Source organism: Polynucleobacter hallstattensis (genome assembly GCF_018881835.1).
GTDB lineage: Bacteria > Pseudomonadota > Gammaproteobacteria > Burkholderiales > Burkholderiaceae > Polynucleobacter > Polynucleobacter hallstattensis.
Genome location: NZ_JACVPO010000001.1, coordinates 901,139 through 927,290 on the forward strand (window position 1 = coordinate 901,139; position 26,152 = coordinate 927,290).

Consider the following 26,152-nt stretch of genomic DNA (forward strand, 5'->3'; position numbering starts at 1 on the left):
AGATAGAAGGTTTCCCGTTTGGGGAATGCATTTATAGATTTTGATAGGATCAAAAATGGCGTTAATTCCGGTAACAATTCTCACGGGCTTTTTGGGCAGCGGCAAAACCACTTTACTCAAACACATCCTGACTGCAGAGCATGGCAAAAAAATTGCTGTGATTGAGAACGAGTTCGGCGAAGAAAATATCGATAACGACATCTTGGTTCAAGACAATCAAGAGAATATTGTGCAAATGAGCAATGGTTGCATTTGCTGCACTATCCGTGGGGATCTGGTTGAAGCCCTGAATGAGCTTTGGGAGCAACGTAGGGACAAAAAAATTAGCTTTGATCGCGTGGTCATTGAAACTACTGGAGTAGCTAATCCTGGCCCAGTCGCTCAAACCTTCTTTATGGATGATGACGTAGCAGACCACTATGTTCTAGATGCCGTAGTCACTTTGGTGGATGCCAAGCATGGCCCACAACAACTGACTGAGCATGAAGAGGCGCAGCGCCAAGTAGGCTTTGCTGATCAAATCTTTATTACTAAGACCGATTTGGTTACGCCTGCCCAAGTAGATGCCTTGCGCAATCGCCTAATGCACATGAATCCCCGGGCTCCAATTCAGGGAATTTCTAAAGGGATCGTTCCTCTGGATGCTGTTTTGGATCTTAAGGGCTTTAATTTGAACGCGAAGCTCGATATTGATCCTCACTTTTTAGGACAAGATGATCATGACCACTCTACTTGTGGCCATGACCACAGTCATGACCATCACGATCACAGCACCTGTGGTCATGATCATAGCCACGATCACCATGATCATGCAGGCCATACAGACCGGATCCAATCCTTCGTTTTTCGTAGTGATAAACCCTTTGACCATAAAAAATTAGAAGACTTCCTGGGGGGCATTTTGGAGGTCTTCGGTGAGAAGATGTTGCGCTACAAAGGCGTCCTCTATGTGAAGGGGAGTAACCGAAAAGTCGTGTTCCAGGGCGTCCATCAGATGATGGGCAGTGATATGGCTGGTTTATGGGGTGCAGAGCCCAAGCAAACCCGCATGGTCTTTATTGGAATAGATTTGCCCAAAGACACCCTGCTGGCTGGGCTTGAGGGCTGTTTGGTCTAGAAAATTTAAAGTACAATCCCGCGCCACGGCCAACATTAATAAATATTGGCTAAAAGGGTAGTAAAAATTTGGCAGAATGAAGTAATAATGATTTAGATCTATGGAAAGAATGAAATGACGGTAAAAACACCAACGAAATCTACGGCTGCAGCAAAAGCCCCTAGTAAAGCGGCAAGCACAAAAGCTGCCAAAGGTGCCCCTTTAACAGAAGCTGAATTACTCAAGATGTCCGAAAAGGACTATATGAATGCCGGCCAGTTAGATTTTTTCCGTCAGAAGTTATTGACCTTAAAGGGCGACATTCTGAAAAATGCCTCGGAAACAACAGAGCATTTGCGCGAAAACATTTTGGTTCCTGATCCTGCGGATCGCGCAACGATTGAAGAGGAGCATGCTCTTGAGTTGCGCACGCGTGATCGTGAGCGCAAATTATTGAAAAAAGTAGAGCAGGCTTTAGCCCGTATTGAGTCTGGTGATTATGGTTGGTGTGAAGAGACTGGCGAGCCGATTGGCTTGAACCGTCTCATTGCACGACCAACAGCTAATCTCTCGCTAGAGGCGCAAGAGCGTCGTGAACTGCGTCAAAAGTTGTTTGGCGATTAATCAGCAGACCGAATATAAAAGTAGCAATGACAAAGCAATCCCCAACTATTAGTGACATCTCCCCTTTATTAAAGGCGGAGATTTTGGCCGAGGCTTTGCCTTACATTCGCGCTTATCACGGTAAGACTATTGTGATCAAGTACGGTGGAAACGCCATGGTTGAAGAGCGCCTGAAGGAAAGCTTTGCACGCGATGTCATTTTGCTGAAGTTAGTTGGCATGAACCCAGTAGTGGTGCATGGCGGCGGCCCACAAATTGATGAAGCTCTGAAAAAGATTGGTAAGACTGGCACCTTTATTCAAGGCATGCGCGTGACCGATGAAGAGACCATGGAAGTGGTTGAGTGGGTTCTCGGTGGCGAAGTGCAGCAAGATATTGTGATGTTGATTAATCACTTTGGTGGTCAGGCAGTTGGCTTGACTGGCAAAGACGGCGGCTTGATTCGTGCAAAGAAGATGCTGGTTGCCGACGAAAAGAAGCCTGGCGGAACTATTGATTTAGGTTTTGTTGGTGAGATTGATACGATTAACCCTGCAGTTGTAAAAGCATTGCAGGATGATGCCTTTATTCCGGTGATCTCTCCAATCGGATTTAGCGAAGAGGGCCAGGCCTACAATATTAATGCTGACTTGGTAGCCGGCAAGATGGCAGAAATTTTGCATGCAGAGAAATTAGTTATGATGACCAATATTCCTGGTGTGATGGATAAAAGCGGTAAGCTTTTAACGGATCTAACTGCACGTGAAATTGATAGCTTATTTGCTGATGGCACTATTTCTGGCGGCATGTTGCCAAAGATTTCTTCTGCACTAGATGCAGCAAAGAGCGGCGTAAATTCAGTACACATCATTGATGGACGAATCGAGCACTCCTTACTGCTGGAGATTCTGACAGAGCAAGCATTTGGAACAATGATCCGTTCCCGTTAAGAGTTGAACAAGAGATATAAATATGCGTGATTCTTTTGACCCTAGTGCCTCAAAGATTGAGACGACAACTGCCGAGGAGGGCAAGACACGCAAGCGCCCACGTCCAGGGGAGCGCCGTCTCCAAATTTTGCAAGTGTTGGCAGAGATGCTGCAAAACCCCAAGGCCGAGCGCGTAACGACTGCAGCATTAGCAGCAAAAATTCAAGTCTCAGAAGCAGCGCTCTATCGACATTTCGCTAGTAAGGCGCAGATGTTTGAGGGCTTGATTTCATTTATTGAGCAAACGGTTTTTGGCCTGATTAATCAAATAAATCAAAAAGAAGAGTCTGGGCTTGCACAGGCACGCGGCATTTTGCAGATGCTCTTATTCTTTGCAGAAAAGAATCCCGGTATGACGCGCGTGCTTTTGGGTGACGCTCTATTGCAAGAAGATGATCGCTTACAAGAGCGCATTACACAAGTACTTGATCGTGTTGAGGCATCTTTAAAGCAGGCACTGCGTATTGCCCAAACCCAAGGCGGTACGTGGGCAGATGTATCTCAAGATGAAGTCAGCATCCGTGCGACGATGTTGATGAGTTATGTTTTGGGCCGTTGGCATCGCTTTGCTCGTAGCGGCTTTAAGAAGCTTCCAACCGAAGCGTCTGATATCAGCCTTCGCATTCTTCTGTCCGAATGAGCGAGCTACATCTCTCTAGAAATACCATCCATTTTGCCGAGCCCTTGCCTTTGCAAAGTGGCGCCATTTTATCGGGCTACGATTTAGTTATTGAAACGTACGGCAAGCTCAATGCCGATAAAAGTAATGCTGTCCTAGTTTGTCACGCACTCAATGCATCACATCATGTGGCTGGACCCAATCCTGATGATGCAAAAGATATCGGCTGGTGGGACAACATGATTGGGCCGGGCAAGCCGGTAGATACCAATCACTTCTTTGTGATTGGCGTTAATAATTTAGGATCTTGCTTTGGATCCACTGGACCCATGAGTATCAATCCCGCCACCAGCAAGCCTTATGGCGCAGACTTCCCGGTCATTACGGTTGAGGATTGGGTAAATACCCAAGCGCGCTTGGCCGACAAGTTAGGCATTCGCCGTTTTGCTGCGGTAATGGGCGGAAGCTTGGGCGGAATGCAGGCATTGGCCTGGTCCATTCAGTTCCCAAAACGCCTTGCCCATTGCCTCGTGATTGCTTCGACTCCAAAACTGAGCGCACAGAACATTGCATTTAATGAAGTAGCTCGCAATGCGATTTTGTCAGATCCAGATTTTCATGGTGGTAATTACTATGAGCATGGCGTAGTGCCAAAGCGTGGCCTCAAGTTGGCTCGTATGGTCGGACATATCACCTATTTATCTGACGATGACATGGCAGAAAAATTTGGGCGCGAGCTGCAAAGACCTAGCGGCGAGTCTCAAGACTATCGCTTTAGCTTTGATGTGGAGTTTGAGGTTGAAAGCTATTTGCGCCATCAAGGTGATAAGTTTTCTACTTATTTTGATGCCAACACTTATTTGCTGATTACTAGAGCGCTGGATTATTTTGATCCTTCTCGTCGTTATGAGGGCAGCTTAAATCGTGCCCTAGCTGAAGTGCAGGCCAGGTTCTTGGTAGTGAGCTTCTCTACAGATTGGCGCTTCCCACCTAATCGTAGTCGTGAGATTGTGGAGTCTTTGCTCAGTAATAAGAGTGAAGTCAGTTATGCAGAAATTGATGCTCCGCATGGACATGATGCTTTCTTATTGGATGACCCGCGTTATCACAATCTGATTCGTGCGTATTTTAAGCAAATGCTCGAGGTGAAGGCATGAAGCGCGCAGACTTTGCTGCAATAGCGAACTGGATTGAGCCCAATAGTGAAGTACTTGATCTGGGTTGCGGTGACGGTAGCTTCTTGGAGTATCTGCAAAAGCAAAAACCTGTTCATGCCTACGGGGTTGAGATTGATGATGCACGCGTACTTTCTTGTGTACAAAAAAGTTTGAATGTGATTCAGCAAAACTTAGAAGGTGGCCTAGCATTGTTTGAGAACAATAGCTTTGACACGGTTGTACTCTCTCAGACCTTGCAAACTATTCACGAAACTGAAAAGATTTTGCGTGAAGTGGTTCGGGTTGGTAAGGAGTCGATTGTTTCTTTCCCGAACTTTGGCCATTGGTCACACCGCCTAGCTGTTGGCTTTGGCCGTATGCCAGTTTCTAAAAGCTTGCCTTACCAGTGGTACAACACACCCAATGTACGCGTTCTTACGGTAGCCGATTTTGAAAAGCTGGCTTCGAGTCTGGGTTTACGGATTTTGGATCAATGTATCTTGCATGAAGGGCGACAAGTTACTTTGATGCCTAATCTTTTTGGAAGCCTAGCGCTGTTCCGCGTTCGACGTGCTTAGTACGATTGAGTCCTGGCTGAAAGATTTTCGGGTCTACCTCGAATGGCCGTGCCTCCGAATGCTCTTCTTGGGTTTCTCTGCAGGCTTACCGCTGCTACTAATTTTAGGAACACTCAGCTTTTGGCTTAGAGAAGCTGGAATTGATCGCAGTACGATTGGTTACCTCACTTGGGTTGGCTTGATTTACGCGTTTAAGTGGATGTGGGCTCCTTTAGTAGATCGACTGCCCATTCCCCTGTTGTCAAGATTATTTGGTAGAAGGCGTAGCTGGCTACTTTTTGCACAACTACTCATTATTATTGGCCTAGTCGGTATGGCCAGCATTGACCCTCAGGTTCAACTTACGCCGATTGTGTGGTGTGCACTTCTGGTTGCCTTCGGTTCTGCAACGCAAGATATTGCATTGGATGCCTTCCGGATTGAGTCTGCAGATAGTGATCACCAGGCGGCTTTGGCTGCTACTTATCAAACAGGGTATCGACTGGCTTTAATTTGGTCTGGTGCTGGCGTTCTCTGGTTAGCCGCCCGCGCTGAAGCTGGTGCTACTGGCTATGATCCAGCCGCTTGGCAATTTGCTTATCTTTGTATGGCGCTCTCTATCAGTGTTGGCGTGCTTACTACCTTGTTTAGTAAAGAGCCCGTTCGCATTGAGCTAGCAAAAGCCCGAAATGCAAAAGCGTGGCTACATCAGACTTTGATTGAGCCATTTGCAGACTTTATTAAACGTTACGGTTGGCACGCTATTTTAATTTTGTCTTTAATTGCCATCTATCGCATTAGTGATGTGGTGATGGGCATTATGGCTAACCCGTTTTATGTGGACATGGGCTATACCAAGGATGAGGTTGCAGCAGTGAGCAAGGTCTTTGGCGTAGTGATGACATTAGTCGGCGCCTTCGTTGGAGGCGTCCTTACTTTACGTTTTGGCGTGATGCGGATTTTATTTCTGGGTGCGATTTTATCGGCTGTCAGTAACGTGTTATTTGCTTGGCTTGCCACTCAGGGCCATGACTTGCATGGCTTAATCTGGGTCATCTCTGCTGACAATCTGAGTTCTGGAATTGCAACGGCAGCGTTCATTGCATTTTTATCGGCTTTGACGAATATTCAGTACTCCGCAACGCAGTACGCATTATTTAGTTCGATGATGCTCTTATTGCCAAAATGGTTGGCTGGATTTTCAGGTGTCTTTGTAAATCATTTTGGGTATTCAAGCTTTTTTATCAGCACTGCGATTATTGGTGCGCCAGTCTTAATTCTGATTTGGCTCACTATTCATTTCAAAGTGGTTGAATTTAAACAGCACGACTCACAGGTTTCTAAATAGACCAGTCGTAATCAACTGTCAGTGGAGCGTGATCTGAAAAGCGCTCATCTTTATAGACGGCAGTATTTTTAGCGCTTGCCGCTATTCCTGGGGTGGTGATGTGATAGTCAATACGCCAGCCTACGTTCTTTGGATACGCTTGACCACGATTACTCCACCAGGTGTAGCAGGTATCAGTAGCCTCAGGCTCTAGCTTTCTGTAGACATCAACATAACCAACTTTGCTAAACAGGTGTGTTAGCCAAGCGCGCTCTTCAGGCAAAAATCCAGAGTTCTTGAGATTACCTTTCCAATTCTTGAGGTCAATCTCATTGTGAGCAATATTGACATCCCCGCACAGCACAATCTCGCGCCCTGATTTCTTGAGTTCTACTAAATGCGGCAAGAAAGAATCGAGATAACGATACTTAGCTTCCTGCCTCTCTGGCGAGCTTGAGCCTGATGGCATGTACACGGAAATTACTGAAAGCTTTTTGAATCGAGCTTCGACATAGCGACCTTCAGCATCAAACTCCGCATTGCCATAGCCATAGAGCACCACGTCGGGTTGATGTGGGGTGTAGATGCCACAACCACTGTAGCCCTTTTTTTCAGCATGATGAAAGAAGCCGTGCAGGCCACCTGGATTAAGGATGGCATCTTCCAGATCATCCTGCTGAGCCTTGAGCTCCTGCATGCAGACAAAGTCCGCCTTTTGCTTTACAACCCAAGGCAGGAAGCCTTTTTTGACCGCTGAGCGGATACCGTTGAGGTTAGCAGAAATGATGCGTAACATATAGGCCTATGAGCTCAAAAAATTCTAATCAAGATAACTTTATTCAATTTGCCCTTGAGGCAAATGTTTTGTCGTTTGGGGAGTTTAAAACTAAAGCTGGACGCCTTTCACCTTATTTCTTTAATGCCGGTGGGTTCAACGATGGTGCCCGCTTAAGTGCACTAGGCCGCTATTACGCCAAAGCCTTGCAAGCGTCTAGTATCCAGTTCGATATGCTCTATGGACCTGCCTATAAAGGAATTACGTTGGCCGCAGCTACTGCGATCGCTTTAGCTGATATGGGTCGCAATGTACCTTATGCCTACAATCGCAAAGAAGCGAAAGATCATGGCGAGGGCGGTTCATTGGTAGGCGCCCCAGTAAAAGGTAAGGTAGTGATCATTGATGATGTGATTTCTGCTGGCACTTCTGTGAGAGAGTCTGTGAAACTCATTCGTGAAGCAGGTGCAGAACCGGCAGCAGTGTTAATTGCCTTGGATCGTATGGAAAAGTCAGGTACTGCCACTGACATTGGAGACAAGTCAGCAGTCCAAGCAGTAGAGCAAGAATTTGGTTTGCCAGTGCTGGCAATTGCAAACTTGGCAGACTTGATGGCTTTCCTGACCACCTCCAGCAATACTGAGCTAACAAACTATTTGCCAGCGGTGAAAGCTTATCGCGAGAAGTATGGCATTTAATTAATAGCGGCTTCAGGAACTACACAGCTCCGTCCTTAGATTTTTACTTCACCTTCGAATACAGTGATTGCTGGGCCTGTCATGATGACGCTCTGCGCTACCTCGTTGATCATGCCACCCCAGGCAATTTGTAAATCGCCACCACGGGTACGCACCTTCACCGGGGAGTCGAGCAAGCCACGACGAATACCTGAGACCACCGCGGCGCATGCACCTGTTCCGCAGGCGAGAGTCTCGCCAGCGCCACGCTCGTAAACGCGCAACTTGATTTCATTGCGATTCAGAATTTGCATATAGCCTGCATTCACTCGCTTTGGAAATGCAGCATCCCTCTCAATTGATGGACCTTCTTCGAGTACGGGCGCGCTATCGACATCGCCAACTACTTGAACTGCATGAGGATTGCCCATCGACACGATACTGATCCAACTGTCGTGTGGTGCAGGGGTTTTAATAGGTAGTGCGTAGAGTATTGCATGAAACTCTTGCTTGCTAGCAAGGGCGCCTGCATTAAATGGAATCTGACTGTGCTCAAAAATTGGCGCACCCATATCAACTTCTACCTGACCATCATCATGAGATCTGAGTGTGAGTACGGTATGTGTTACCTCAACGCGCAAGGGATTCTTCGTGGATAGGCCTTGGTCGAGTACAAAGCGTACAAAACAACGTGAGCCATTGCCACATTGCTCAACTTCACCACCATCCGCATTAAAGATGCGATAACGAAAATCAGCATCAGGGCGTGTAGCTTTTTCAACTAGCAGAATTTGATCGGCGCCAATGCCAAACTGACGATGGGCTAATTTTTGCCATTGCTCGCGCGTGACATTGCTGAGATCTTGAGCGATACCATTGAGCACAATGAAATCATTGCCAGCACCATGCATTTTGGTGAAACGTAGTGTGCGTGCGGACTTGCTTAAATTCGTACTCAAAAGAATCCCAATTAGTTATAAAGACTTGGCTCGCCAGGCGGCCGATGCTTAAAGCGTTTGTGTACCCAATAGTACTCTGCCGGCCTTTCTCGAACAAGGTCTTCGATGTATTTGTTCAGGCGTGCAGTATCTGCTTCCACATCATCTGTTGGGAAGTTGGGAAGTGGTGCGCTGATATTGCAGGTATAGGCCTTACGATCGGGATTCAAGGTGGTGGTCATCAGGCAGACTTCTGCACCACTGAGCCTAGCTAAGCGCGAGACTGAGGTGATAGTATTGGTTTGAATTCCAAAAAAAGGTACAAAAACAGAGTCACGTGGACCGAGATCAATATCAGGTGCGATAAAAATAAAGTTACCAGTTTGAATTTCACGAATCAAATCACGCAAGCGACTCTGCCTCTCAATTGACTTTCCTCCGAAACGATTTCGCCATTCAATCATTTTTTGATTGAAGAAGGGGTTCTTCATGTTTTGATAGAGACCAGCACCACGTGGCCAGTCATGTGCACTAGCCAAAACGGAGAGAGTCATAAAGCCACCTTCAAGTCCAACAAAGTGGGGATTAATTAGGAGTCGTGGCTTGCGATCACCTAGAGTAATAGCAGAGTTGATCGTGACGATATCAGTAATTTGTTTGCCACTACCAAGCCAAATACGACTCCTCTCGATTACGCTACGACCAAATAATTTCCAGTGTTCTAGCGCTAGCGAATCAATTTCATCTGCACTCAGATTAGGAAAGCACAGGCGCAGATTAGTTTTAACAACCTTGGCACGCTCATTGGGTATGTGAGCTACTAAGCAGCCGAGACCGTAGCCAGTCTGAATGGTGAGGCCATAGGGTAAAAATGCAAACAGGCGCAGTATGCTCAGCGCTAGAAAATTAAAAACATTTTGTAACCAGGTCATGAGAATAAATTATAAATTTATTAACTAATTACTTGGTGGTAATTCTGCTCCGCTTGGATGTTTGTAGCGGTTATAGGCCCATATGAATTGATTGGGTGCAACTAAGATTGCATTCTCAATGGCAAGATTGAGTTCAGCCGCTGCCAGTGTCGAGTCTTCAGAAAGCGGCTCCAACCTCTTGGCTTGCATGAGCCAGCCTTTACCCAGCCCTTTACGTTTAGCGGTAAACATGACAACAGGCGTGTTGTTACGATTCGCTAGGCGTGCTGGCAGCGGAGTTGTATAAGCTAAGCGCCCAAAAAAGGGTACCCATACGCCTTCACCGCCACTAGGAACTTGATCTGGAAGAATGCCAATGGCTTCCCCACGTGTCAGTGCCCGCGTCATTTGACGAACACCATTCAGATTAGTTGGGACGAAATGCATATTGGGATAAGCGCGACCCTCTTCAACAACTTCGTTGAGCCATTCTTGGCGGGATGGACGATAGAGAATAGTCGCTGGAAAGTGCTGAGCTAATACCCTAGGGATGATTTCAAAGCCACCCAGATGCGGTGTGAGCATGACTAGGCCATGACCTTCATTAATAGCTGCCTCAACTAGATCCCAGTCTTGTATTTCAACCAGAGAAAGCGCCTTTTTGGGATTTCGCCAAATCCATAGGCTGTCTGAGAAGAGTTGCCCTGAGGCCGCTGTTGCACTCCAAATTTGCAATGGCAAATGATGGCTTTTAACAACGGCCTCATATTGGGGGCGAAACAGTGTTCGATATTGCCCCGATCCTAAATAAGCCAAAATTCCCAAAACAGCCCCAATTACCTGAACCAGGAATAAGGGCAAAACTGCAATTGCTGCGAGGGTTAGCTTGAGAAAGAGTTTGCGCACCCTCTAATGATATTCAATGCCAGCGCTAGGGCCAAATTTCCGGCGACGCTTGATGAATAAGGTGTTTTTCGGATAGAATCTAGTTATCGCTGAGTTAAGGCAACTTGCAGGGCGATTCATAAATACTGCTAAAGCGTCGCCGTCGTAGTTCCTGGCACGTCGAGTTGTCCCAAAGATCGTGTTAATTTTTAAAGGAATATGCAATGGCGAATGATTACTTCTTTACCTCAGAATCCGTTTCTGAAGGTCACCCCGATAAAGTAGCAGACCAAATCTCTGATGCCATCTTGGATTCCATCCTGGCTCAGGACCCGACTGCGCGTGTTGCTGCGGAAACTCTGTGCAACACCGGACTAGTAGTTTTGGCTGGTGAAATCACTACAAACGCCAACGTGGACTATATCCAAGTAGCTCGTAACACTTTGCGTGAAATTGGTTACGACAACACTGACTACGGCATTGATTACAAAGGTTGTGCCGTATTAGTAGCTTATGACAAGCAAAGCCCTGACATTGCTCAGGGCGTAGATAAGGCGCATGACGATGGCCTAGACCAAGGCGCTGGTGACCAAGGCTTGATGTTCGGTTATGCCTGCGATGAAACTACAGAGCTCATGCCTTTGCCGATTCATTTGTCGCACCGTTTGGTAGAGCGTCAATCTCAATTACGCCGTGATGGACGTTTGAACTGGTTGCGCCCAGATGCCAAGTCTCAGGTGACCTTACGTTACGTGGATGGCAAGCCTGACTCAATTGATACCGTGGTTCTCTCTACGCAGCATGATGAAGATATTTCTCTCGAGAAGTTACGTGAAGCAGTGATCGAGGAAATCATTAAACCAGTATTGCCAAAGCATTTAATCAAAGGTGCTATTAATTTCTTGGTGAACCCAACAGGTCGATTTGTGATCGGTGGTCCGCAAGGCGATTGTGGTCTGACTGGTCGCAAGATCATTGTGGATACTTACGGTGGTGCAGCTCCTCACGGTGGCGGCGCATTCTCTGGTAAGGATCCTTCTAAGGTTGACCGTTCTGCTGCTTACGCTGGTCGTTATGTGGCAAAGAATGTGGTTGCTGCAGGCTTAGCAAGCAAATGCTTGATTCAGATCTCTTATGCGATTGGTGTGGCTAAACCAACTTCAGTGATGGTGAGCACCTACGGCACTGGCAAGATCTCTGATGAAAAGATTGCACAACTGGTATCTGAGCATTTTGACTTGCGTCCAAAAGGCATCGTCAAGATGTTGAATCTCTTGCGTCCGATTTATCGCAAGACTGCTGCTTACGGCCATTTTGGTCGTGAAGAGCCTGAATTTACTTGGGAGCAGTGCGATAAGGCGCCTGCATTACGTGCAGCTGCCGGCTTGTAATCTGCTTTCTAAGTAGTAAATTGGCAGTATGTAATTGTATTGAGGCGAAATATGGCGAAATTGATTACAATTTCGCCATACCTTCAAGGAGCGTTGCAAGGAATACTGAGACCAGTGTTTCCCCAGGCTTGAAGGGAGTGAGCTCCTAGGTAACCCCAGAGTTTGCTAATTGCAACTGCGCTCGCTAACCCATGATTCAATGGCTAGCGAGTTTCTACTCCAGCATTGGATCGTATTTAGCTGGAGCATTCATGAGTACCGTTTCCGATTTAAATAACTTTGTAGCAACCCGTTGCGCTATTGCCGATATTTCTTTGGCTGACTTTGGCCGTAAAGAAATCGCCATTGCTGAAACTGAGATGCCGGGCCTTATCGCCATTCGCGATGAGTTTGCAGCGCAGCAGCCATTGCGTGGTGCGCGCATTACTGGTTCATTGCACATGACCATTCAAACTGCAGTCTTGATCGAGACGCTTGAAGCTCTTGGTGCTGAGGTGCAGTGGGCATCTTGCAATATTTTCTCTACACAAGACCACGCTGCTGCAGCGATTGCCGCTAACGGCACACCGGTGTTTGCGATCAAGGGTGAAACGCTTGAGCAATACTGGGATTACACCCACCGTATTTTCGAGTGGGCTGATGGTGGCTTCACCAATATGATTTTGGATGACGGTGGCGATGCGACTTTGTTATTGCACCTGGGCGCACGCGCTGAAAAAGATCAAGCTTGCTTGAATCATCCAACCAGCGAAGAAGAAACCATTTTGTTTGCCGCCATTAAAAAGAAATTGGCACAAGATCCAACTTGGTATTCCACCCGTTTAGAAAAAGTTAAAGGCGTTACCGAAGAAACTACTACTGGTGTACATCGCCTCTATCAGATGTTTGCTAAGGGCGAATTAAAGTTCCCGGCCATTAACGTAAATGACTCTGTTACCAAGAGTAAGTTTGACAACCTCTATGGTTGCCGCGAGTCTTTGGTTGACGCGATCAAGCGTGCTACCGATGTGATGGTTGCCGGTAAGGTTGCCGTTGTTTGTGGTTATGGCGACGTAGGTAAGGGTTCGGCGCAAGCTCTGCGTGCTTTGTCTGCTCAAGTTTGGGTCACTGAAGTGGATCCAATTTGTGCATTGCAAGCTGCAATGGAAGGCTACCGCGTTGTCACAATGGATTACGCTGCAGATAAGGCAGACATCTTTGTTTCAGCAACTGGTAACTACCATGTGATTACACATGATCATATGGTCAAGATGAAGAACCAAGCTATCGTTTGTAACATTGGCCACTTCGATAACGAGATTGATGTTGCTGGTATCGAGAAATATAAGTGGGAAGAAATCAAGCCACAAGTAGATCACGTGATTTTCCCGGCAAGCAATGGCAATCCTGAGAAGCGCATCATTATCTTGGCTAAAGGCCGTTTGGTTAACCTCGGTTGCGGTACAGGTCACCCATCTTATGTCATGAGCTCTTCATTTGCGAACCAAGTGATTGCGCAGATCGAATTGTGGAATGCCGTTGGCACAGATAAATACCCGGTTGGTGTTTATACCTTGCCTAAGCATTTGGATGAGAAGGTTGCGCGTTTGCAGCTCAAGACGTTGAATGCTCAGTTAACTGTATTGTCAGATCAGCAGGCGTCTTACATTGGTGTGACGAAGGAAGGTCCTTATAAGACCGATCACTACCGTTACTAATCCGCTTCTTGCTAGATATTGTTCAATAGAGAAATAGAGATACAGGCCCAAGATCATGGAATTAAGCGTTGAATTCTTCCCCCCAAAAACACCTGAAGGTGAGAATAAGTTGTATCTCGTGCGCGAGCGTTTTAGTGAAATGCTCAAGCCCGCTTTTTATTCTGTGACCTTTGGCGCTGGTGGCTCTACTCAATCTGGCACATTAAAAGTAGTGAGCGATATTCACGCTGCGGGTGCAGCAGTTGCTCCTCACTTATCTTGTGTTGGTAGTTCACGCGAGAGCGTGCGCGAGATGTTGAAGCAATACCAAGCATTAGGTATCAAGCGTATCGTAGCTTTACGTGGCGACTTACCATCTGGCATGGGTCAGTATGGTGAGTTTCATCACGCGAATGAATTGGTTGAATTTATTCGTACCGAAACTGGCGACTGGTTTCACATTGATGTAGCTGCATATCCGGAATGCCATCCTCAGGCCAAGTCACCAGCAACTGATGTCGATTTCTTTGTGCAGAAAATGAAGGCTGGAGCAAACTCTGCAGTCACACAATATTTCTATAACAGCGATGCCTATTTTCGCTTTGTAGATGAGGCATATGAATTGGGTGTTACTCAGCCAGTGATTGCTGGAATCATGCCGATCACCAATAGCACTCAGTTGCTACGTTTTTCTGATGCCTGTGGTGCAGAAATACCGCGTTGGATTCGTTTGCGTCTTCAGTCCTATGGCGATGACACTGCCTCGATTCGTGCGTTTGGTGAAGAGGTAGTTACCGATCTTTGCGACCAGCTTTTAGTAGCAGGTGCACCTGGATTGCATTTCTATTCATTAAATCAGGCTGACGCCGTTTTAGCCATTGCAGATAATTTAAGTCTTAACAAGTAATTACTAAGCCTGACTCAGTCAGCATGGCGTCTAAAGGCTCATCATGTGCTTGAGCTTGCCACTGCGCATCATCTAACTTTTGCCAATCAAAGCCAATTCCTATACACAGTAGCTTAGGTTTGGCTTTACGCAATTGCGCTAAAGTGCGATCAAAGTAGCCGCCCCCATAACCTAGTCGCCAATAATGGGTTTGATCGCCTACCCTAGATTGTGACCAACCAACACAGGGAATCAAAATACAGTCTGGAGTAATTTGAGGTCTGCGGGGGTTATTGGGGTCTGGCTCTGGTACGCCGTGGCGACTTGGAATGAGTAGGTCACCCTCTTCCCAGACATAGAAATCCAAATGTTTATCGGGGCGCGCAAATGGGAGTGCTAGCACTTTACTTGCCTTGCTGTCAGCCCAAGTCAATAGAGCGGGTCTAAGGTCAAGCTCATCTTGTATGGGGCAATACAAGGCAATGGATTGAATCTGGGCATCATACTTGGCTAGTAATTGGGTAAGGCTGGCCACAATAGCCTCTTGTGTTTTGGCATAGCTTGCGCTGCCCGCAAACTCTTTTCTTTGGGCTAGCAAGTCCTGCCGTAGTGATTTTGGAGAATTGCCGTGCATATAGACCATTATCAGGCGAAAATTAAGAGATATAGTAAATCGATAAGGTAAGACGGTGAAAAAGAGGTTTGATCTTTCTGGTGGCTGGCAAAAAATCGTGGGCAGGATTCTATTTCTAGCCCTAGCTGTTTCTGCGCCGAGCATTTTTGCGGAAAAAGCCAAGAAAACTATTCCCGCTAAAGAAAGTAGGATTGCAGCCTTTGAGATCACTGAAGGTGATCGCACGTTTATTGAGCTGCGCGAAGCTGCCAAAAGAAATGATGTAGCCCGTTCGCAAACATTGGCTGCCAGTCTCCCCAATTACCCCTATGACGACTACGTGGCTTATTTTCGCATTAAGCCTCAGCTATTTGATAGTGCTGGTGTTGCGCGCGCCGATAGCAATGCTGACTCTCAGGTGATGGCTTTTCTAAATCAATATCAAGGTACGGCTCTAGCCGATCGGATGCGTAATGATTGGTTACTCGTTTTAGGTAAGCGTAAAGATTGGTCGCGCTTTGAAGTCGAATACCCCAAGTTTGCTTTGGATGATGATACGCAGGTGAAATGCTATTCACTACAGTCGAAATTGGCCCAAGGTGAGAACCCAAGCAAATTAGCGATTGATGCACGCGCAATATTATTGGATCCACGTTATTTTGGTCAGGCTTGCCAAGAATTGGTACCTGCCTTGGCTGGTGCCGGAGGTATGACGCCGAGCGAAGCAAAAGCGATTGGTCGCGCTGCCAGTGAGATGGGTTTTGACACAATGTCACGTCGCTTAGGCGGTGAAGATCCTATTGCCGAGATTGTGAAAGCTGCTAAAGCCGACCCTGCAAAAGCATTTAAAGATTTTTCACAAAATGCATCACGCTATAGCAAGGAGAATCAGGCTGTAGCTTGGGGTGTCATTGGTCAGTTTCTCGCAAAGAAATTAGACCCCAATGCAGATGATGCCTATCGTTTTCAGCAAGAGCTAGGTTTTAATGAACTACTCTCTACTGAAGGTCAAGAGTGGAAGGTGCGCGCTGGCTTGCGAGCCAAGGATTGGACTCTGGTAAAAAATGCGATTGAAGGTATGAATCCTGCTGTACGTAGTAAGGATCCCGCCTGGACCTATTGGTATGCACGTGCGTTGAAGGTGGATGGACAAAATGAAAAGGCACGCGAGAGTCTTGAGCTCGTAGCTGATCAATACAATTTTTATGGACAGCTTGCGCGAGAGGATCTTGGTAAATCAAATCATGTGCCTGCGCGCACTAAGGTTGGTGATGCAGAAATCGAAGCGATGTCTCAGCGCAAAGGCTTTATCAGGGGCGAGCGTTTCTATGCCATGAATTTACGATTTGAAGGTAATCGTGAGTGGAACTGGGAGTTGCGCAATATGACCGATAAGCAACTGTTGGCATCTGCTGAGTATGCCAAGCGTATCAGTCTATATGACCGCGTTGTCAATACTGCAGACCGCACAAAGCAAGAGCATGATTTCAGTTTGCGCTACCCAACACCCTATCGTGATGAGCTATCGCCAATTGCAAAGCAAATTGACTTGAACCTGGCTTGGACTTATGGATTGATTCGTCAAGAGTCACGTTTCATCATGAATGCCTCCTCTTCGGTAGGTGCTTCAGGGTTGATGCAAGTGATGCCAAACACAGCAAAGTATGTAGCCAAGAAGATTGGTATGACCTCTTATACCAATGACAAGCTCACCGATACCAATACCAACCTCACCTTAGGTAGTAACTACTTGAATATGGTCTTAGTAGATCTAGATGGCTCTTGGGTGCTAGCATCTGCAGCTTATAACGCTGGCCCATCGCGCTCTAAAACTTGGCGGGAAAAGCTCACTAGCCCAACAGAGGGTGCAATTTTTGCAGAAACCATCCCGTTCAATGAGACACGCACTTACGTAAAAAATGTTTTAGCGAACGCCACGTACTATTCATCGGTAATGTATGGACAGACACAATCTTTAAAGCAGCGTTTAGGGGTGATCACTCCTAAGGCGGCAAACGCCTCTGAGCTGCCCTAGTAATTTAACGAAATGGGATTTTTATGAAATATGACATTCTGCTAATTGGCGGTAACGGTTTTGTAGGCAGAGTCTTGTCTGCCCAATTACAGGCAGAGGGCTATTCCGTTTTGCTGCCCACTAGGCACTTAGCATCCGCACGTGAATTGCGCATGTTGCCAAAGATACATTTAGAAGATGCTGATGTGCATGAGTTTGATTCTTTGCAAGAGCTTTGCTCACGCATTAAACCTGGTGGTGCAGTAATTAATTTGGTTGGCGTTCTGCATGACAAGCCCGCTCAGCCTTACGGAAAAGTATTTGAAGCAGCTCATGTGGAGCTCCCTAAAAATATTATGACCGCCATGCAGTTACATGGCCTCAAGCGCTACCTGCACATGAGTGCATTGGGCGCGGATTCTCATGGCCCATCAATGTATCAGCGTAGTAAGGGCGACGGAGAGGCTGCAGTAAAGGCTAGCAATCTCGACTGGACTATTTTTAGACCTTCAGTCATTTTTGGTGCACACGATCAATTTATTAACTTGTTTGCCAAGTTAACGAAATTATTTCCAGTGATGCCTTTGGCAAACTCAGAAGCGCAGTTTCAGCCAGTGAGCGTGGATGATGTGGCTACTGCATTTACAAGGTCTTTAAAAATGCCACCGACGATTCATCAGTCTTATGATTTAGTGGGGCCTACGGTCTACACCATGAAAGAGATTGTGGAATTTGCGGCGCGCAAAGTCGATACAAAATGCGCGATCATTCCCGTGCCCGATTTTGTTGGTTACCTCCAGGCTTTGGCTTTTGAGTTCCTACCTGTCCCAACGTTAATGTCGCGCGACAATATTGCCTCAATGCAGGTACCCAATATCCTGCCACTGAATGGTGTGGATGCCCTGAGTAAAGTATTTGGTATCAGTCGTCGCACACTAGAAGGCATGAAATAAGTCGATGAAGATCTATGCAGTCGGTGGCGCTATTCGGGATACCCTCATGGGTTTGCCGGTGCACGACATTGATTACGTGGTGGTCGGTTCTAGTGTAGAAGAGATGATTGCTCAGGGCTATCGTCCAGTGGGTAAAGAATTCCCCGTCTTTCTGCATCCACAGACTCAAGCTGAATATGCCTTGGCTCGTACGGAGCGTAAGACGGGTAAGGGTTACAAAGGCTTTCTGTTTTATGCCGACCCGACCGTCACACTAGAGCAAGACTTAGAGCGTCGCGATCTGACGATTAATGCAATGGCCCAAGAGGTAGGGGTTGATGGCAAATGGGTGGGACCTATTCTGGACCCCTACAACGGCCAGAACGATTTGGCATCAAAAATTTTCCGCCATGTTTCTGATGCGTTTGCAGAGGATCCCTTGCGACTATTGCGTATCGCGCGTTTTGCAGCTCGCTTCCCGGAATTCACGATCGCGCCAGAAACCATGGATGCTTTGCAGGCTATTGTTCGATCCAATGAATTGTCAGCACTCTCAGCCGAAAGAATTTGGCAGGAGTTAGCTAGAGGCTTTGCTGCTAGTAAGCCAATGCGAATGTTCCAAGTCTTGCTAGATGCAGGCGCAGCTAAAGTGCTGCTGCCTTCCAAGCTGGCAACTAATTTAGCCCAAGAAGAATTTCGCGATCAGCTCATTGCACATTTACATGTAGCAGATAACCGCCTTGAAGATCGCTGCGCTATCACTCTCATGAATTTGTCTGCTAGTGAAATTCGGTCATGGGCAGCGTGCGTCAAAATGCCAAATGAGGTGCGTGACTTCAGTGAAATATTTAGTGAGCTCAATGCCTTAATTGAGAATGGTGCAATCGCTAAAAATGGTGAAGTTCAGCCTGCTGATCTACTGGCTTGGTTTAATCGTGCAGATGTTTGGCGTAAGCCTGATCGTGGTCAGGTTTTACTGGATTTAGCTAAATGCATCGGCTTGAATGCCGACACTTTAATTTTGGCAATGCAAAACACTCAAGTACTCAACACGGCTGAAATTATTGAAGGTATTCCTGCAGAAGAGCGATCCAATGGTGAAAGTATTCGCAGTGCAGTCGATGCCGCCAGACTTTCGGCCATTACTGCAGCATTCACTATCTGATCAACTTAAAGTCGGTTTCTGCCTCGAAGTCCAGGTAAGTCTTCTAATGCATGGTCTGGCAATATGTCAGATAGTTTCTTTGAGAATGCGAAGACCTTAAAGAGCTCACCCATCTCCGCCTCAGACAACAGTTTTTGCAGAGAGTTTGAAATGGGTAAAAAAGTTTCTGGATTGCTAGGGTCGCCAATCTCTAATGCGATATCGCCAATACCCGCATCAAGTAAGTAACTTGCTTGATTGCTGAGATAGACATCATCAACTTCTTCCTCTAGCGCACTACGCGCAATTTGTGACCACTCCACGTGGGTAGTCACATCACATAGTCCTGGAAAATAAAACGGATCTTGGATCGCATGATGGCGATGGTGTGCCATGAGTGTGCCTTCTAGGCGCTGTGCGTGATAGTACTCACGCTCTGGAAACCCGTAATCAAATGTGAGGAAGAGGCCAGTATCGAGATGATTAGCTACTTGGCGCATCCAAGCATTTGCTGGTGCATGTAGCTCTGTGACATAGCCTTCAGAAAAACTTCCATTTATTAATACCTCTGGAAGTAGGGCTTGTTCAACGGGCCCTCCTATTGACCAAGTAAGTTTGTCATCAACAAGGCAAACGCCTTGCCAATACCAGAAGCCATTTTGAAAAATGATGGCATCACAAGGAATGGCATCAATGACTTCGTTGGCCAAAATAATGCCTTTGAAGTTGCTGGGCAAGGAGCTGAGCCATCGGCATTGAGTGGGTAAATTGAGTTCCTTAGAGAGATGTTGAAGTCGCTCCTCTTGCCTTTGAGAAAGGTCTGGAGAGATCTCGATGATGTCGTAGTGATCCAAGGTGAAATCAAGCTCGTGCAGTCGGCTAAGAATAGATTGGGCTAACTTGCCGGTACCGGCACCAAACTCCAGAATCTGGGTGGGGAGTCCTTGAGTCTGAAGACCCTTCAGAATAGGCAGAAGGGTCTCCAAAATGGCAGCGCCAAATAAGGGGGAAAGCTCGGGTGCGGTTGTGAAATCGCCGCCAGCACCTAATTTATGGGCTCCAGCACTGTAATAACCCATTCCTGGCTCATAGAGAGCCATTTCCATATATCTTGAAAAGGGTATCCAGCCGCCGTTTGAGGCGATTTCTGCCATTATTCTTTGTCTAAGAAGTTCGGTATGAGCCGTTTCAAGGCTGGTCAAGGTAATATCCATAGCTCGCTAGTCTAAGAGAATTTAGGTAACTTGAGTTCAAACCCACAACCCCAAGAAAATAAAGCGGTTTTAGTGACCGGCGCTGCTAAGCGCCTTGGTCGAGAAATTGCCTTAGAGTTTGCTCGTCAAGGCTGGGATGTGGCGGTTCACTATGGCCGGTCGGAATCCGAGGCTCAAGCTACCGTTACTGAAATCCAAAAGTTAGGGCGTAAGGTCGTAGCATTTAAGGCTGATCTTGCCAATGAGGCGGAAATCCATTTCCTATTTACGAGGGTACTTGCTGATTTCAGTAACTTGCAATGTCTAGTTAATAGCGCTTCCATCTTTGAGTACGATCGTGCTAATTCGGATTTTCCGCTCAGTAGCAAGACTTTACAAGAACATATGCAGGTCAATTTAGCTGCGCCCATCTTGTTATCTCAATTCATGTTTGAATATCAAAAGAGCCAGTCAAAGAAAGTAAGCGAGGGTGATTTATCAATCCCTTCGGTGATCCAGCTACTTGATCAAAAATTAATTAATCTCAATCCAGATTATTTGTCTTACACATTATCGAAGGCTGCACTCCTCACTTCGGTTGAGGTCTTGGCGGTAGATTTTGCTCCGCACTTACGAGTAATTGGTTTGGCCCCCGGTATTACGCTGACCTCAGGCGATCAAACCGAAGCTGGTTTTACTAAAGCACATCAGATGACGCCACTAGGAAAGTCATCAACACCCAGTGATATTGCAAAAGCAGCCGTATTTTTAGCTGGCTCGAATGCGATCACGGGCACAACCTTATATGTGGACGGCGGACAACATCTCTTACCATCATCACGCGATGTGATGTTTAAAACACATTAAGAATTTAATACAGAATAAAAAAATAGTTAATAAAGAAAGAGTTAATACACAATTTATGAACACCATTCTTTCTAACCCAGCACTTGCTGATTGTCGCCGCTTATTTTTGCGCGACTATGAAATCTATATCAATATTGGTGTTCATGATTTTGAGAAAAAGGCTGAACAGCGCGTTATTTTGAATGTCGATTTATACATTCCGCTTGGCATGAATAGCCCCACTAAAGACTTATTGGAAGAGGTGGTGGATTACGATTTCATGCGTGAGACCATTAAGGCACGCTCCTCCCAGGGCCATATCCATTTACAGGAAACGTTTTGTGATGATATTGTGACTGCAATGCTATTGCACCCCAAGGTCATTGCTGCTCGCGTCAGTACAGCTAAGCCCGATGTCTATCCTGATTGCCACTCCGTTGGTGTTGAGGTGTTTCGGCTAAAGCAGGCTTAAAGAAACTCCAGAAAAGAATTTAGTAGCTATGAGTGATATCCGTAAAGTCGTCTTAGAAGAAAACAAGCTTGAGAAAAAGCTATGCCGTTTAGTTGGGCAAGCGATTGGTGACTTTGGCATGATCGAAGATGGCGATAAAGTGATGGTGTGTTTATCGGGCGGAAAAGATAGTTATGCCATGCTCGATATTCTATTGAAATTGCGCGAGCGTGCCCCAATTCATTTTGAAATTGTTGCTGTCAACTTAGATCAAAAGCAACCAGGATTTCCGGCGGAGATTTTGCCGAACTATTTAAAAGTTTTAGGTGTCGAGTATCACATTGAAAATCAAGATACCTATAGCATCGTCAAGCGTGTAATTCCAGAAGGAAAAACTACTTGTGGGCTTTGCTCTCGATTACGTCGTGGCATTTTGTATCGTGTAGCAGATGAGTTAGGAGCTACTAAGATTGCCTTGGGCCACCATCGTGATGACATCTTGGAGACATTAATGCTCAATATGTTCTTTGCTGGCAAGCTTAAAGGCATGCCACCGAAGTTGCGATCTGATGATGGTAAGCACATTGTCATTCGCCCTCTAGCTTACGTTCCTGAAAAGCTACTTGAGCGTTATGCGGTAGATATGAACTTCCCGATTATTCCGTGTAATCTGTGTGGTAGTCAGCCCAATTTGCAGCGTGGCGCCATGAAAGAGATGTTGCGCGATTGGGAGAAAAAACATCCTGGACGTGTCGAGAATCTCTTTCGCGCGATGCACCACATCGTGCCATCCCATTTAATGGATGGTGAGGCCTTTGATTTTAAGAATCTGGAGATTTCTACAGAACTATCGGGTATTGCCGCAAGATCCGCTGGCGATAAGGCAATTGATGAGACAGAAATCGATGAAATAGCCTGTGGAACGCTTATTCAGGGGTCTTATAATCTCTCTCTATGAACATCGTTATTTTGGCTGCTGGGCAGGGAAAGCGGATGAAGTCCGCCTTACCCAAGGTTCTTCAAACCTTGGCTGGGAAACCCCTTCTCCAACATGTTTTGAATACGGCTTTAGACCTACAAGGTAAAAGCGCTAAAACTGGCCCCATTGTTGTTGTTGGGTATGGCGCTGCAGATGTTAAAGAATTTCTTCAGATCACGAGTGAGCAAGATTCTCGCTATGGCAAAGTAACTACTGTATTGCAGGCTGAGCAAAAAGGAACGGGTCACGCTTTATTGCAAGCCTTGCCTAAACTAGATGTGAATGAGCCTACTTTAGTTCTGTATGGCGATGTCCCCCTATTAAGCAAGAAGACGCTCTCTAAATTAGTCAAATTGGCTGATGGTGTCCATGGTCAAGATTCTGCATTAGCACTTCTAACTCAAAACCTCAACAATCCAACAGGTTATGGTCGCATCGTGCGCGACATTGATGGGTCAATAAAAGAGATTGTTGAAGAAAAAGATGCATCGCCTGAGCAAAAGCGTATTACAGAAATCAATACCGGCATCATGGTGCTGCCAACTAACTCACTCAAGAAATGGTTAAAGTCTTTACGCGCAAGCAATGCCCAGGGCGAATACTATTTAACTGATGTGATTGCAATGGCTGTCAACGATGGCGTACCTATTCGCACTACGCAAGCTGATGCCGAATATGAGACTGTTGGTGTGAATAGTCGCGATCAGTTGGCTGCATTAGAGCGAGTGCATCAACTCAATCAAGCACATGTATTAATGGATGCTGGTGTTTCTTTAGCTGATCCGGCGCGGATTGATATTCGTGGAACTCTAGAGTGCGGCACGGATGTCTTTATTGATGTCGGTTGTGTATTCGAGGGTTGCGTCACTTTGGCTGCGGGTACAACAGTGGGTCCGTACTGCATTATTCGCAATAGCGTGATTGGAAAGAACGTCACGATCCATCCCTATAGCCATATTGATGGTGCACAGGTTGGGGCAAATTCACTAATCGGACCTTATGCGCGTTTGCGTCCTGGCGCAGATTTATCTCACGATGTACATATTGGCAACTTTGTCGAAGTCAAGAACAGTAAGATCGCTGCAAACAGTAAAGCGAATCACTTGGCTTATGTGGGTGACTCCATCGTGGGCTCTAGAGTCAATATCGGCGCAGGTACGATTACTTGCAACTACGATGGCGTGAATAAACACCAAACCATTATTGAGGACGATGTTTTCATTGGCTCAGATACCCAGCTAGTTGCCCCAGTGCGTGTTGGTCGTGGCGCCACTTTGGGTGCGGGAACAACCCTCACTAAAGATGCACCTCCCAATCAGTTGACCGTATCACGAGCTAAGCAAATCTCTTTACAGTGGCAGCGCCCAGTAAAGAAAGAAAAGAAAGTAGTTGCCAAGAAGGTAGCCACCAAAAAATCCGTGAAGGCTAAAAAATAATGTGCGGAATTGTTGGCGCAGCATCGCGTAAGAACATTGTTGAGGTTTTAATTGAAGGCTTACGTCGTCTTGAGTACCGCGGCTATGATTCTTGTGGCTTTGCCGTAATTAATGGTGATGATGCCAAGCATCCGATCGAGCGTGCACGTACTACAGCTCGTGTCTCGGAGTTGGCAGAGCAGGGTAAGGATTTTCATGGCACCTTAGGGATTGCGCATACCCGCTGGGCAACGCACGGTAAGCCGGATACACAAAATGCCCATCCCCATATTTCTAGTGGATTGATTGCCGTGGTTCATAACGGCATTATTGAAAACTACGAATCACTACGCACTGAGTTGAAATCAGCAGGTTATGTATTTACTTCAGAAACTGATACTGAAGTCATTGCGCATCTAATTCATCAAGCCTATGTATCCAGTAAGCAGGTAGATTTAGTTGCTTCAGTCCGTTCTGTATTGCCGCGACTTCATGGCGCTTATGCGATTGGCGTGATTGCACAAGATCGACCAAATATTTTGGTGGGCGCGCGTGTTGGCTCTCCATTGGTTGTCGCTCTTGGTGAAAATGAAAACTTCCTTGCTTCCGATGCTTTAGCACTTGCTGGTCGTGCGCACTCCATGATGTATTTGGAGGAAGGCGATGTTGCCATTCTGAAGGCAGAGAGGGTTGAGATCATTGATCAAGCGGGTAAGACAGCACAGCGTGAGCAAAAGCCTATGCCAGCTCAAGCTGACTCCGTGGACTTGGGCCCTTACCAGCATTACATGCAAAAAGAGATTTTTGAGCAGCCCAGAGCAATTGGTGACACGCTTGCCAATATTGCTAGCTTTGGTCCGGAACTCTTTAACGCTGACCCCGAGCAGTGGAAAAAGTTTGATCAAATTTTGATCTTAGCCTGTGGTACTAGTTACTACTCTGCTTGTGTTGCTAAATATTGGCTGGAGGATTTGGCGGGCATTCCGACTCAGGTTGAGATTGCTAGTGAATATCGCTACCGCACCACCGTACCGAATCCCAATACGTTAATTGTGGTGGTTTCCCAGTCTGGTGAGACTGCCGATACTTTGGCAGCATTGCGCCACGCACAGTCTTTGGGGCATCAATATACTCTGGCGATCTGTAATGTAGCGAGTAGTGCCATGGTTCGCGAAACCAATTGGAATTTCTTAACCAAGGCCGGAATTGAGATTGGCGTGGCTTCTACTAAAGCATTTACAACTCAGTTAGTCGCCCTTTATCTATTGACCGTTTCATTAGCTAAGCGCGCAGGAAAAGTAAGCCCCGAAAGAGAGAAAGAGCTCTTGCGTGACTTGCGCCATTTACCAAAAGCTTTGCATGCGGTGTTAGCTCTTGAGCCTCAGATCATTGCTTGGAGTACAGCATTTGCTAAGTGCGAAAACGCTTTATTCCTAGGGCGCGGCATGCACTATCCGATTGCTCTTGAAGGCGCTCTTAAGCTAAAAGAGATTTCATATATTCATGCCGAAGCCTATCCAGCAGGTGAGTTAAAGCACGGACCCTTAGCGCTGGTTACTGACAAGATGCCGGTGGTCACCGTAGCACCTAAGGATGACCTATTGGAAAAGCTCAAATCCAATATGCAAGAGGTTAAAGCCCGTGGTGGAAACCTGTATGTCTTTGCTGACCAAGATACCGAGATCACTAGTAGCGAAGGTATCAATGTGATTCGTTTGCCTGAACACTACGGCAATCTTTCGCCAATACTGCATGTAGTTCCATTGCAGCTCTTGGCGTATCACACTGCTTGTGCTCTAGGCACTGATGTCGATAAGCCACGCAATCTGGCAAAGAGTGTTACCGTGGAGTGATCCCAACGGGGGTAGTAGAGCTTCAAGGTTTTGCTGTCAAATTCGAAGTAGTCATCAAAACTCAATCGCTAATGATTGGGGCTTACTCCGATTATCAAAAGGAGCTCTCAGACAGCATTATTCAAATGAGAGATCAGGAAAAGATGACCTTTAAAAGGATCTCAGAGACTCTTACCCAAAAAGGCTATCGCTCGCCTAGAGGATTCGATTTGAGTGCTGAAAGCG

Annotated in this window: 25 protein-coding genes and 1 riboswitch; of the genes, 19 read left to right on the forward strand and 6 right to left on the reverse strand. The window is 46.4% G+C overall.

Annotated features, from left to right (window positions below):
• Positions 1 to 55 precede the first annotated feature (55 nt).
• From ICN26_RS04800 to ICN26_RS04830, 7 genes are all read left to right on the forward strand, one after another.
• The gene (locus tag ICN26_RS04800) at positions 56 to 1,117 is read left to right on the forward strand and encodes a CobW family GTP-binding protein (RefSeq protein WP_216267271.1); all 1,062 of its coding nucleotides are present in this window, start codon (positions 56 to 58) and stop codon (positions 1,115 to 1,117) included.
• A 225-nt stretch (positions 1,118 to 1,342) separates the two neighbouring features.
• On the forward strand, positions 1,343 to 1,720 hold the full coding sequence (gene dksA, locus ICN26_RS04805) for an RNA polymerase-binding protein DksA (protein WP_046331310.1): 378 nt from the start codon (positions 1,343 to 1,345) through the stop codon (positions 1,718 to 1,720).
• Positions 1,721 to 1,746: 26 nt separating this feature from the next.
• Positions 1,747 to 2,649 carry an acetylglutamate kinase gene (argB, locus tag ICN26_RS04810; protein ID WP_216267272.1) on the forward strand — a complete coding sequence of 301 codons (903 nt, stop codon included), beginning with the start codon at positions 1,747 to 1,749 and terminating at the stop codon, positions 2,647 to 2,649.
• Positions 2,650 to 2,671: 22 nt separating this feature from the next.
• Complete coding sequence (gene slmA / locus ICN26_RS04815) at positions 2,672 to 3,328, forward strand: nucleoid occlusion factor SlmA (protein ID WP_216267274.1); 657 nt, start codon at positions 2,672 to 2,674, stop codon at positions 3,326 to 3,328.
• Positions 3,325 to 4,464 carry a homoserine O-succinyltransferase MetX gene (gene metX / locus ICN26_RS04820; RefSeq protein ID WP_216267276.1) on the forward strand — a complete coding sequence of 380 codons (1,140 nt, stop codon included), beginning with the start codon at positions 3,325 to 3,327 and terminating at the stop codon, positions 4,462 to 4,464. Before slmA ends, metX begins: the two co-directional genes overlap by 4 nt.
• Positions 4,461 to 5,042 carry a methionine biosynthesis protein MetW gene (gene metW / locus ICN26_RS04825; protein ID WP_216267278.1) on the forward strand — a complete coding sequence of 194 codons (582 nt, stop codon included), beginning with the start codon at positions 4,461 to 4,463 and terminating at the stop codon, positions 5,040 to 5,042. Before metX ends, metW begins: the two co-directional genes overlap by 4 nt.
• A complete protein-coding gene (locus ICN26_RS04830) occupies positions 5,035 to 6,369 on the forward strand; it encodes an AmpG family muropeptide MFS transporter (protein WP_369411786.1) in 1,335 nt (444 codons plus the stop codon). Before metW ends, ICN26_RS04830 begins: the two co-directional genes overlap by 8 nt.
• On the opposite strand, the gene ICN26_RS04835 is transcribed toward ICN26_RS04830, so the two are convergent.
• Entirely contained in the window at positions 6,362 to 7,144 is a 783-nt protein-coding gene (locus ICN26_RS04835) for an exodeoxyribonuclease III (RefSeq protein ID WP_216267281.1), read from the reverse strand. The two genes, ICN26_RS04830 and ICN26_RS04835, sit on opposite strands and share 8 nt — an antisense overlap.
• Before the next feature lie 8 nt (positions 7,145 to 7,152).
• Here ICN26_RS04835 and pyrE point away from each other — a divergent pair, with 8 nt between their 5' ends.
• Positions 7,153 to 7,821 (forward strand): orotate phosphoribosyltransferase, encoded by a 669-nt coding sequence (gene pyrE / locus ICN26_RS04840; protein WP_216267284.1) that lies wholly within the window; start codon positions 7,153 to 7,155, stop codon positions 7,819 to 7,821.
• 35 nt (positions 7,822 to 7,856) lie between these two features.
• Here pyrE and dapF read toward each other — a convergent pair whose 3' ends face one another.
• The 3 genes from dapF to ICN26_RS04855 are packed head-to-tail and all read right to left on the reverse strand — an operon-like array spanning position 7,857 to position 10,555.
• The gene (gene dapF, locus ICN26_RS04845; RefSeq protein ID WP_216267663.1) at positions 7,857 to 8,711 is read right to left on the reverse strand and encodes a diaminopimelate epimerase; all 855 of its coding nucleotides are present in this window, start codon (positions 8,709 to 8,711) and stop codon (positions 7,857 to 7,859) included.
• Positions 8,712 to 8,770: 59 nt separating this feature from the next.
• Positions 8,771 to 9,670, reverse strand: a complete 900-nt coding sequence (locus tag ICN26_RS04850) for an LpxL/LpxP family acyltransferase (RefSeq protein WP_216267286.1) — start codon at positions 9,668 to 9,670, stop codon at positions 8,771 to 8,773.
• A gap of 24 nt (positions 9,671 to 9,694) precedes the next feature.
• The gene (locus ICN26_RS04855) at positions 9,695 to 10,555 is read right to left on the reverse strand and encodes a lysophospholipid acyltransferase family protein (RefSeq protein WP_216267288.1); all 861 of its coding nucleotides are present in this window, start codon (positions 10,553 to 10,555) and stop codon (positions 9,695 to 9,697) included.
• 203 nt (positions 10,556 to 10,758) lie between these two features.
• Here ICN26_RS04855 and metK point away from each other — a divergent pair, with 203 nt between their 5' ends.
• From metK to metF, 3 genes are all read left to right on the forward strand, one after another.
• Positions 10,759 to 11,925 carry a methionine adenosyltransferase gene (gene metK / locus ICN26_RS04860; RefSeq protein WP_216267290.1) on the forward strand — a complete coding sequence of 389 codons (1,167 nt, stop codon included), beginning with the start codon at positions 10,759 to 10,761 and terminating at the stop codon, positions 11,923 to 11,925.
• A 79-nt stretch (positions 11,926 to 12,004) separates the two neighbouring features.
• Positions 12,005 to 12,115: riboswitch (S-adenosyl-L-homocysteine riboswitch) on the forward strand.
• 61 nt (positions 12,116 to 12,176) lie between these two features.
• A complete protein-coding gene (ahcY, locus tag ICN26_RS04865) occupies positions 12,177 to 13,622 on the forward strand; it encodes an adenosylhomocysteinase (RefSeq protein ID WP_216267291.1) in 1,446 nt (481 codons plus the stop codon).
• A gap of 55 nt (positions 13,623 to 13,677) precedes the next feature.
• Positions 13,678 to 14,508 carry a methylenetetrahydrofolate reductase [NAD(P)H] gene (gene metF, locus ICN26_RS04870; protein ID WP_216267293.1) on the forward strand — a complete coding sequence of 277 codons (831 nt, stop codon included), beginning with the start codon at positions 13,678 to 13,680 and terminating at the stop codon, positions 14,506 to 14,508.
• On the opposite strand, the gene ICN26_RS04875 is transcribed toward metF, so the two are convergent.
• Complete coding sequence (locus ICN26_RS04875; RefSeq protein WP_255534381.1) at positions 14,498 to 15,121, reverse strand: 5-formyltetrahydrofolate cyclo-ligase; 624 nt, start codon at positions 15,119 to 15,121, stop codon at positions 14,498 to 14,500. The genes metF and ICN26_RS04875 overlap by 11 nt on opposite strands.
• A 55-nt stretch (positions 15,122 to 15,176) precedes the next feature.
• Here ICN26_RS04875 and ICN26_RS11085 point away from each other — a divergent pair, with 55 nt between their 5' ends.
• From ICN26_RS11085 to ICN26_RS04890, 3 genes are read left to right on the forward strand one after another with little or no spacing between them, the layout of a single operon-like run.
• Complete coding sequence (locus ICN26_RS11085; RefSeq protein ID WP_369411787.1) at positions 15,177 to 17,135, forward strand: lytic transglycosylase domain-containing protein; 1,959 nt, start codon at positions 15,177 to 15,179, stop codon at positions 17,133 to 17,135.
• Positions 17,136 to 17,158: 23 nt separating this feature from the next.
• Complete coding sequence (locus ICN26_RS04885; protein WP_216267296.1) at positions 17,159 to 18,067, forward strand: complex I NDUFA9 subunit family protein; 909 nt, start codon at positions 17,159 to 17,161, stop codon at positions 18,065 to 18,067.
• Between the two features lie 4 nt (positions 18,068 to 18,071).
• A complete protein-coding gene (locus tag ICN26_RS04890; RefSeq protein ID WP_216267298.1) occupies positions 18,072 to 19,211 on the forward strand; it encodes a tRNA nucleotidyltransferase/poly(A) polymerase-related protein in 1,140 nt (379 codons plus the stop codon).
• 5 nt (positions 19,212 to 19,216) lie between these two features.
• On the opposite strand, the gene ICN26_RS04895 is transcribed toward ICN26_RS04890, so the two are convergent.
• Positions 19,217 to 20,344, reverse strand: a complete 1,128-nt coding sequence (locus ICN26_RS04895; protein WP_255534382.1) for a class I SAM-dependent methyltransferase — start codon at positions 20,342 to 20,344, stop codon at positions 19,217 to 19,219.
• A 90-nt stretch (positions 20,345 to 20,434) separates the two neighbouring features.
• Here ICN26_RS04895 and ICN26_RS04900 point away from each other — a divergent pair, with 90 nt between their 5' ends.
• Genes ICN26_RS04900 through glmS form a run of 5 tightly spaced genes read left to right on the forward strand, consistent with a single transcriptional unit; the run spans position 20,435 to position 25,927 of the window.
• The gene (locus tag ICN26_RS04900) at positions 20,435 to 21,250 is read left to right on the forward strand and encodes an SDR family oxidoreductase (RefSeq protein ID WP_216267302.1); all 816 of its coding nucleotides are present in this window, start codon (positions 20,435 to 20,437) and stop codon (positions 21,248 to 21,250) included.
• A gap of 55 nt (positions 21,251 to 21,305) precedes the next feature.
• A complete protein-coding gene (locus ICN26_RS04905) occupies positions 21,306 to 21,701 on the forward strand; it encodes a dihydroneopterin aldolase (protein WP_216267304.1) in 396 nt (131 codons plus the stop codon).
• Positions 21,702 to 21,729: 28 nt separating this feature from the next.
• Positions 21,730 to 22,638, forward strand: coding sequence for a tRNA 2-thiocytidine(32) synthetase TtcA (ttcA, locus tag ICN26_RS04910; RefSeq protein ID WP_216267306.1), 909 nt, complete (start codon positions 21,730 to 21,732; stop codon positions 22,636 to 22,638).
• Entirely contained in the window at positions 22,635 to 24,095 is a 1,461-nt protein-coding gene (gene glmU, locus ICN26_RS04915) for a bifunctional UDP-N-acetylglucosamine diphosphorylase/glucosamine-1-phosphate N-acetyltransferase GlmU (RefSeq protein ID WP_216267308.1), read from the forward strand. The genes ttcA and glmU overlap by 4 nt, the downstream gene beginning before the upstream one ends.
• Complete coding sequence (gene glmS, locus ICN26_RS04920; RefSeq protein ID WP_216267309.1) at positions 24,095 to 25,927, forward strand: glutamine--fructose-6-phosphate transaminase (isomerizing); 1,833 nt, start codon at positions 24,095 to 24,097, stop codon at positions 25,925 to 25,927. Before glmU ends, glmS begins: the two co-directional genes overlap by 1 nt.
• Positions 25,928 to 26,152 lie beyond the last annotated feature (225 nt).

Excerpts from the sequence above, each read along its gene's own strand:
- glmU (WP_216267308.1), top strand. The coding sequence starts at position 22,635 with ATGAACATCGTTATTTTGGCTGCTGGGCAGGGAAAGCGGATGAAGTCC.
- argB (WP_216267272.1), top strand. The coding sequence starts at position 1,747 with ATGACAAAGCAATCCCCAACTATTAGTGACATCTCCCCTTTATTAAAG.
- metF (WP_216267293.1), top strand. The coding sequence starts at position 13,678 with ATGGAATTAAGCGTTGAATTCTTCCCCCCAAAAACACCTGAAGGTGAG.
- glmS (WP_216267309.1), top strand. The coding sequence starts at position 24,095 with ATGTGCGGAATTGTTGGCGCAGCATCGCGTAAGAACATTGTTGAGGTT.
- ICN26_RS04890 (WP_216267298.1), top strand. The coding sequence starts at position 18,072 with ATGAAGATCTATGCAGTCGGTGGCGCTATTCGGGATACCCTCATGGGT.
- ICN26_RS04905 (WP_216267304.1), top strand. The coding sequence starts at position 21,306 with ATGAACACCATTCTTTCTAACCCAGCACTTGCTGATTGTCGCCGCTTA.
- ICN26_RS04875 (WP_255534381.1), bottom strand. The coding sequence starts at position 15,121 with ATGCACGGCAATTCTCCAAAATCACTACGGCAGGACTTGCTAGCCCAA.
- ICN26_RS04850 (WP_216267286.1), bottom strand. The coding sequence starts at position 9,670 with ATGACCTGGTTACAAAATGTTTTTAATTTTCTAGCGCTGAGCATACTG.
- slmA (WP_216267274.1), top strand. The coding sequence starts at position 2,672 with ATGCGTGATTCTTTTGACCCTAGTGCCTCAAAGATTGAGACGACAACT.
- ICN26_RS04800 (WP_216267271.1), top strand. The coding sequence starts at position 56 with ATGGCGTTAATTCCGGTAACAATTCTCACGGGCTTTTTGGGCAGCGGC.
- ICN26_RS04885 (WP_216267296.1), top strand. The coding sequence starts at position 17,159 with ATGAAATATGACATTCTGCTAATTGGCGGTAACGGTTTTGTAGGCAGA.
- ICN26_RS04895 (WP_255534382.1), bottom strand. The coding sequence starts at position 20,344 with ATGGCAGAAATCGCCTCAAACGGCGGCTGGATACCCTTTTCAAGATAT.
- metW (WP_216267278.1), top strand. The coding sequence starts at position 4,461 with ATGAAGCGCGCAGACTTTGCTGCAATAGCGAACTGGATTGAGCCCAAT.
- metK (WP_216267290.1), top strand. The coding sequence starts at position 10,759 with ATGGCGAATGATTACTTCTTTACCTCAGAATCCGTTTCTGAAGGTCAC.
- dapF (WP_216267663.1), bottom strand. The coding sequence starts at position 8,711 with ATGCATGGTGCTGGCAATGATTTCATTGTGCTCAATGGTATCGCTCAA.
- ttcA (WP_216267306.1), top strand. The coding sequence starts at position 21,730 with ATGAGTGATATCCGTAAAGTCGTCTTAGAAGAAAACAAGCTTGAGAAA.
- ahcY (WP_216267291.1), top strand. The coding sequence starts at position 12,177 with ATGAGTACCGTTTCCGATTTAAATAACTTTGTAGCAACCCGTTGCGCT.
- dksA (WP_046331310.1), top strand. The coding sequence starts at position 1,343 with ATGTCCGAAAAGGACTATATGAATGCCGGCCAGTTAGATTTTTTCCGT.
- pyrE (WP_216267284.1), top strand. The coding sequence starts at position 7,153 with ATGAGCTCAAAAAATTCTAATCAAGATAACTTTATTCAATTTGCCCTT.
- metX (WP_216267276.1), top strand. The coding sequence starts at position 3,325 with ATGAGCGAGCTACATCTCTCTAGAAATACCATCCATTTTGCCGAGCCC.
- ICN26_RS04835 (WP_216267281.1), bottom strand. The coding sequence starts at position 7,144 with ATGTTACGCATCATTTCTGCTAACCTCAACGGTATCCGCTCAGCGGTC.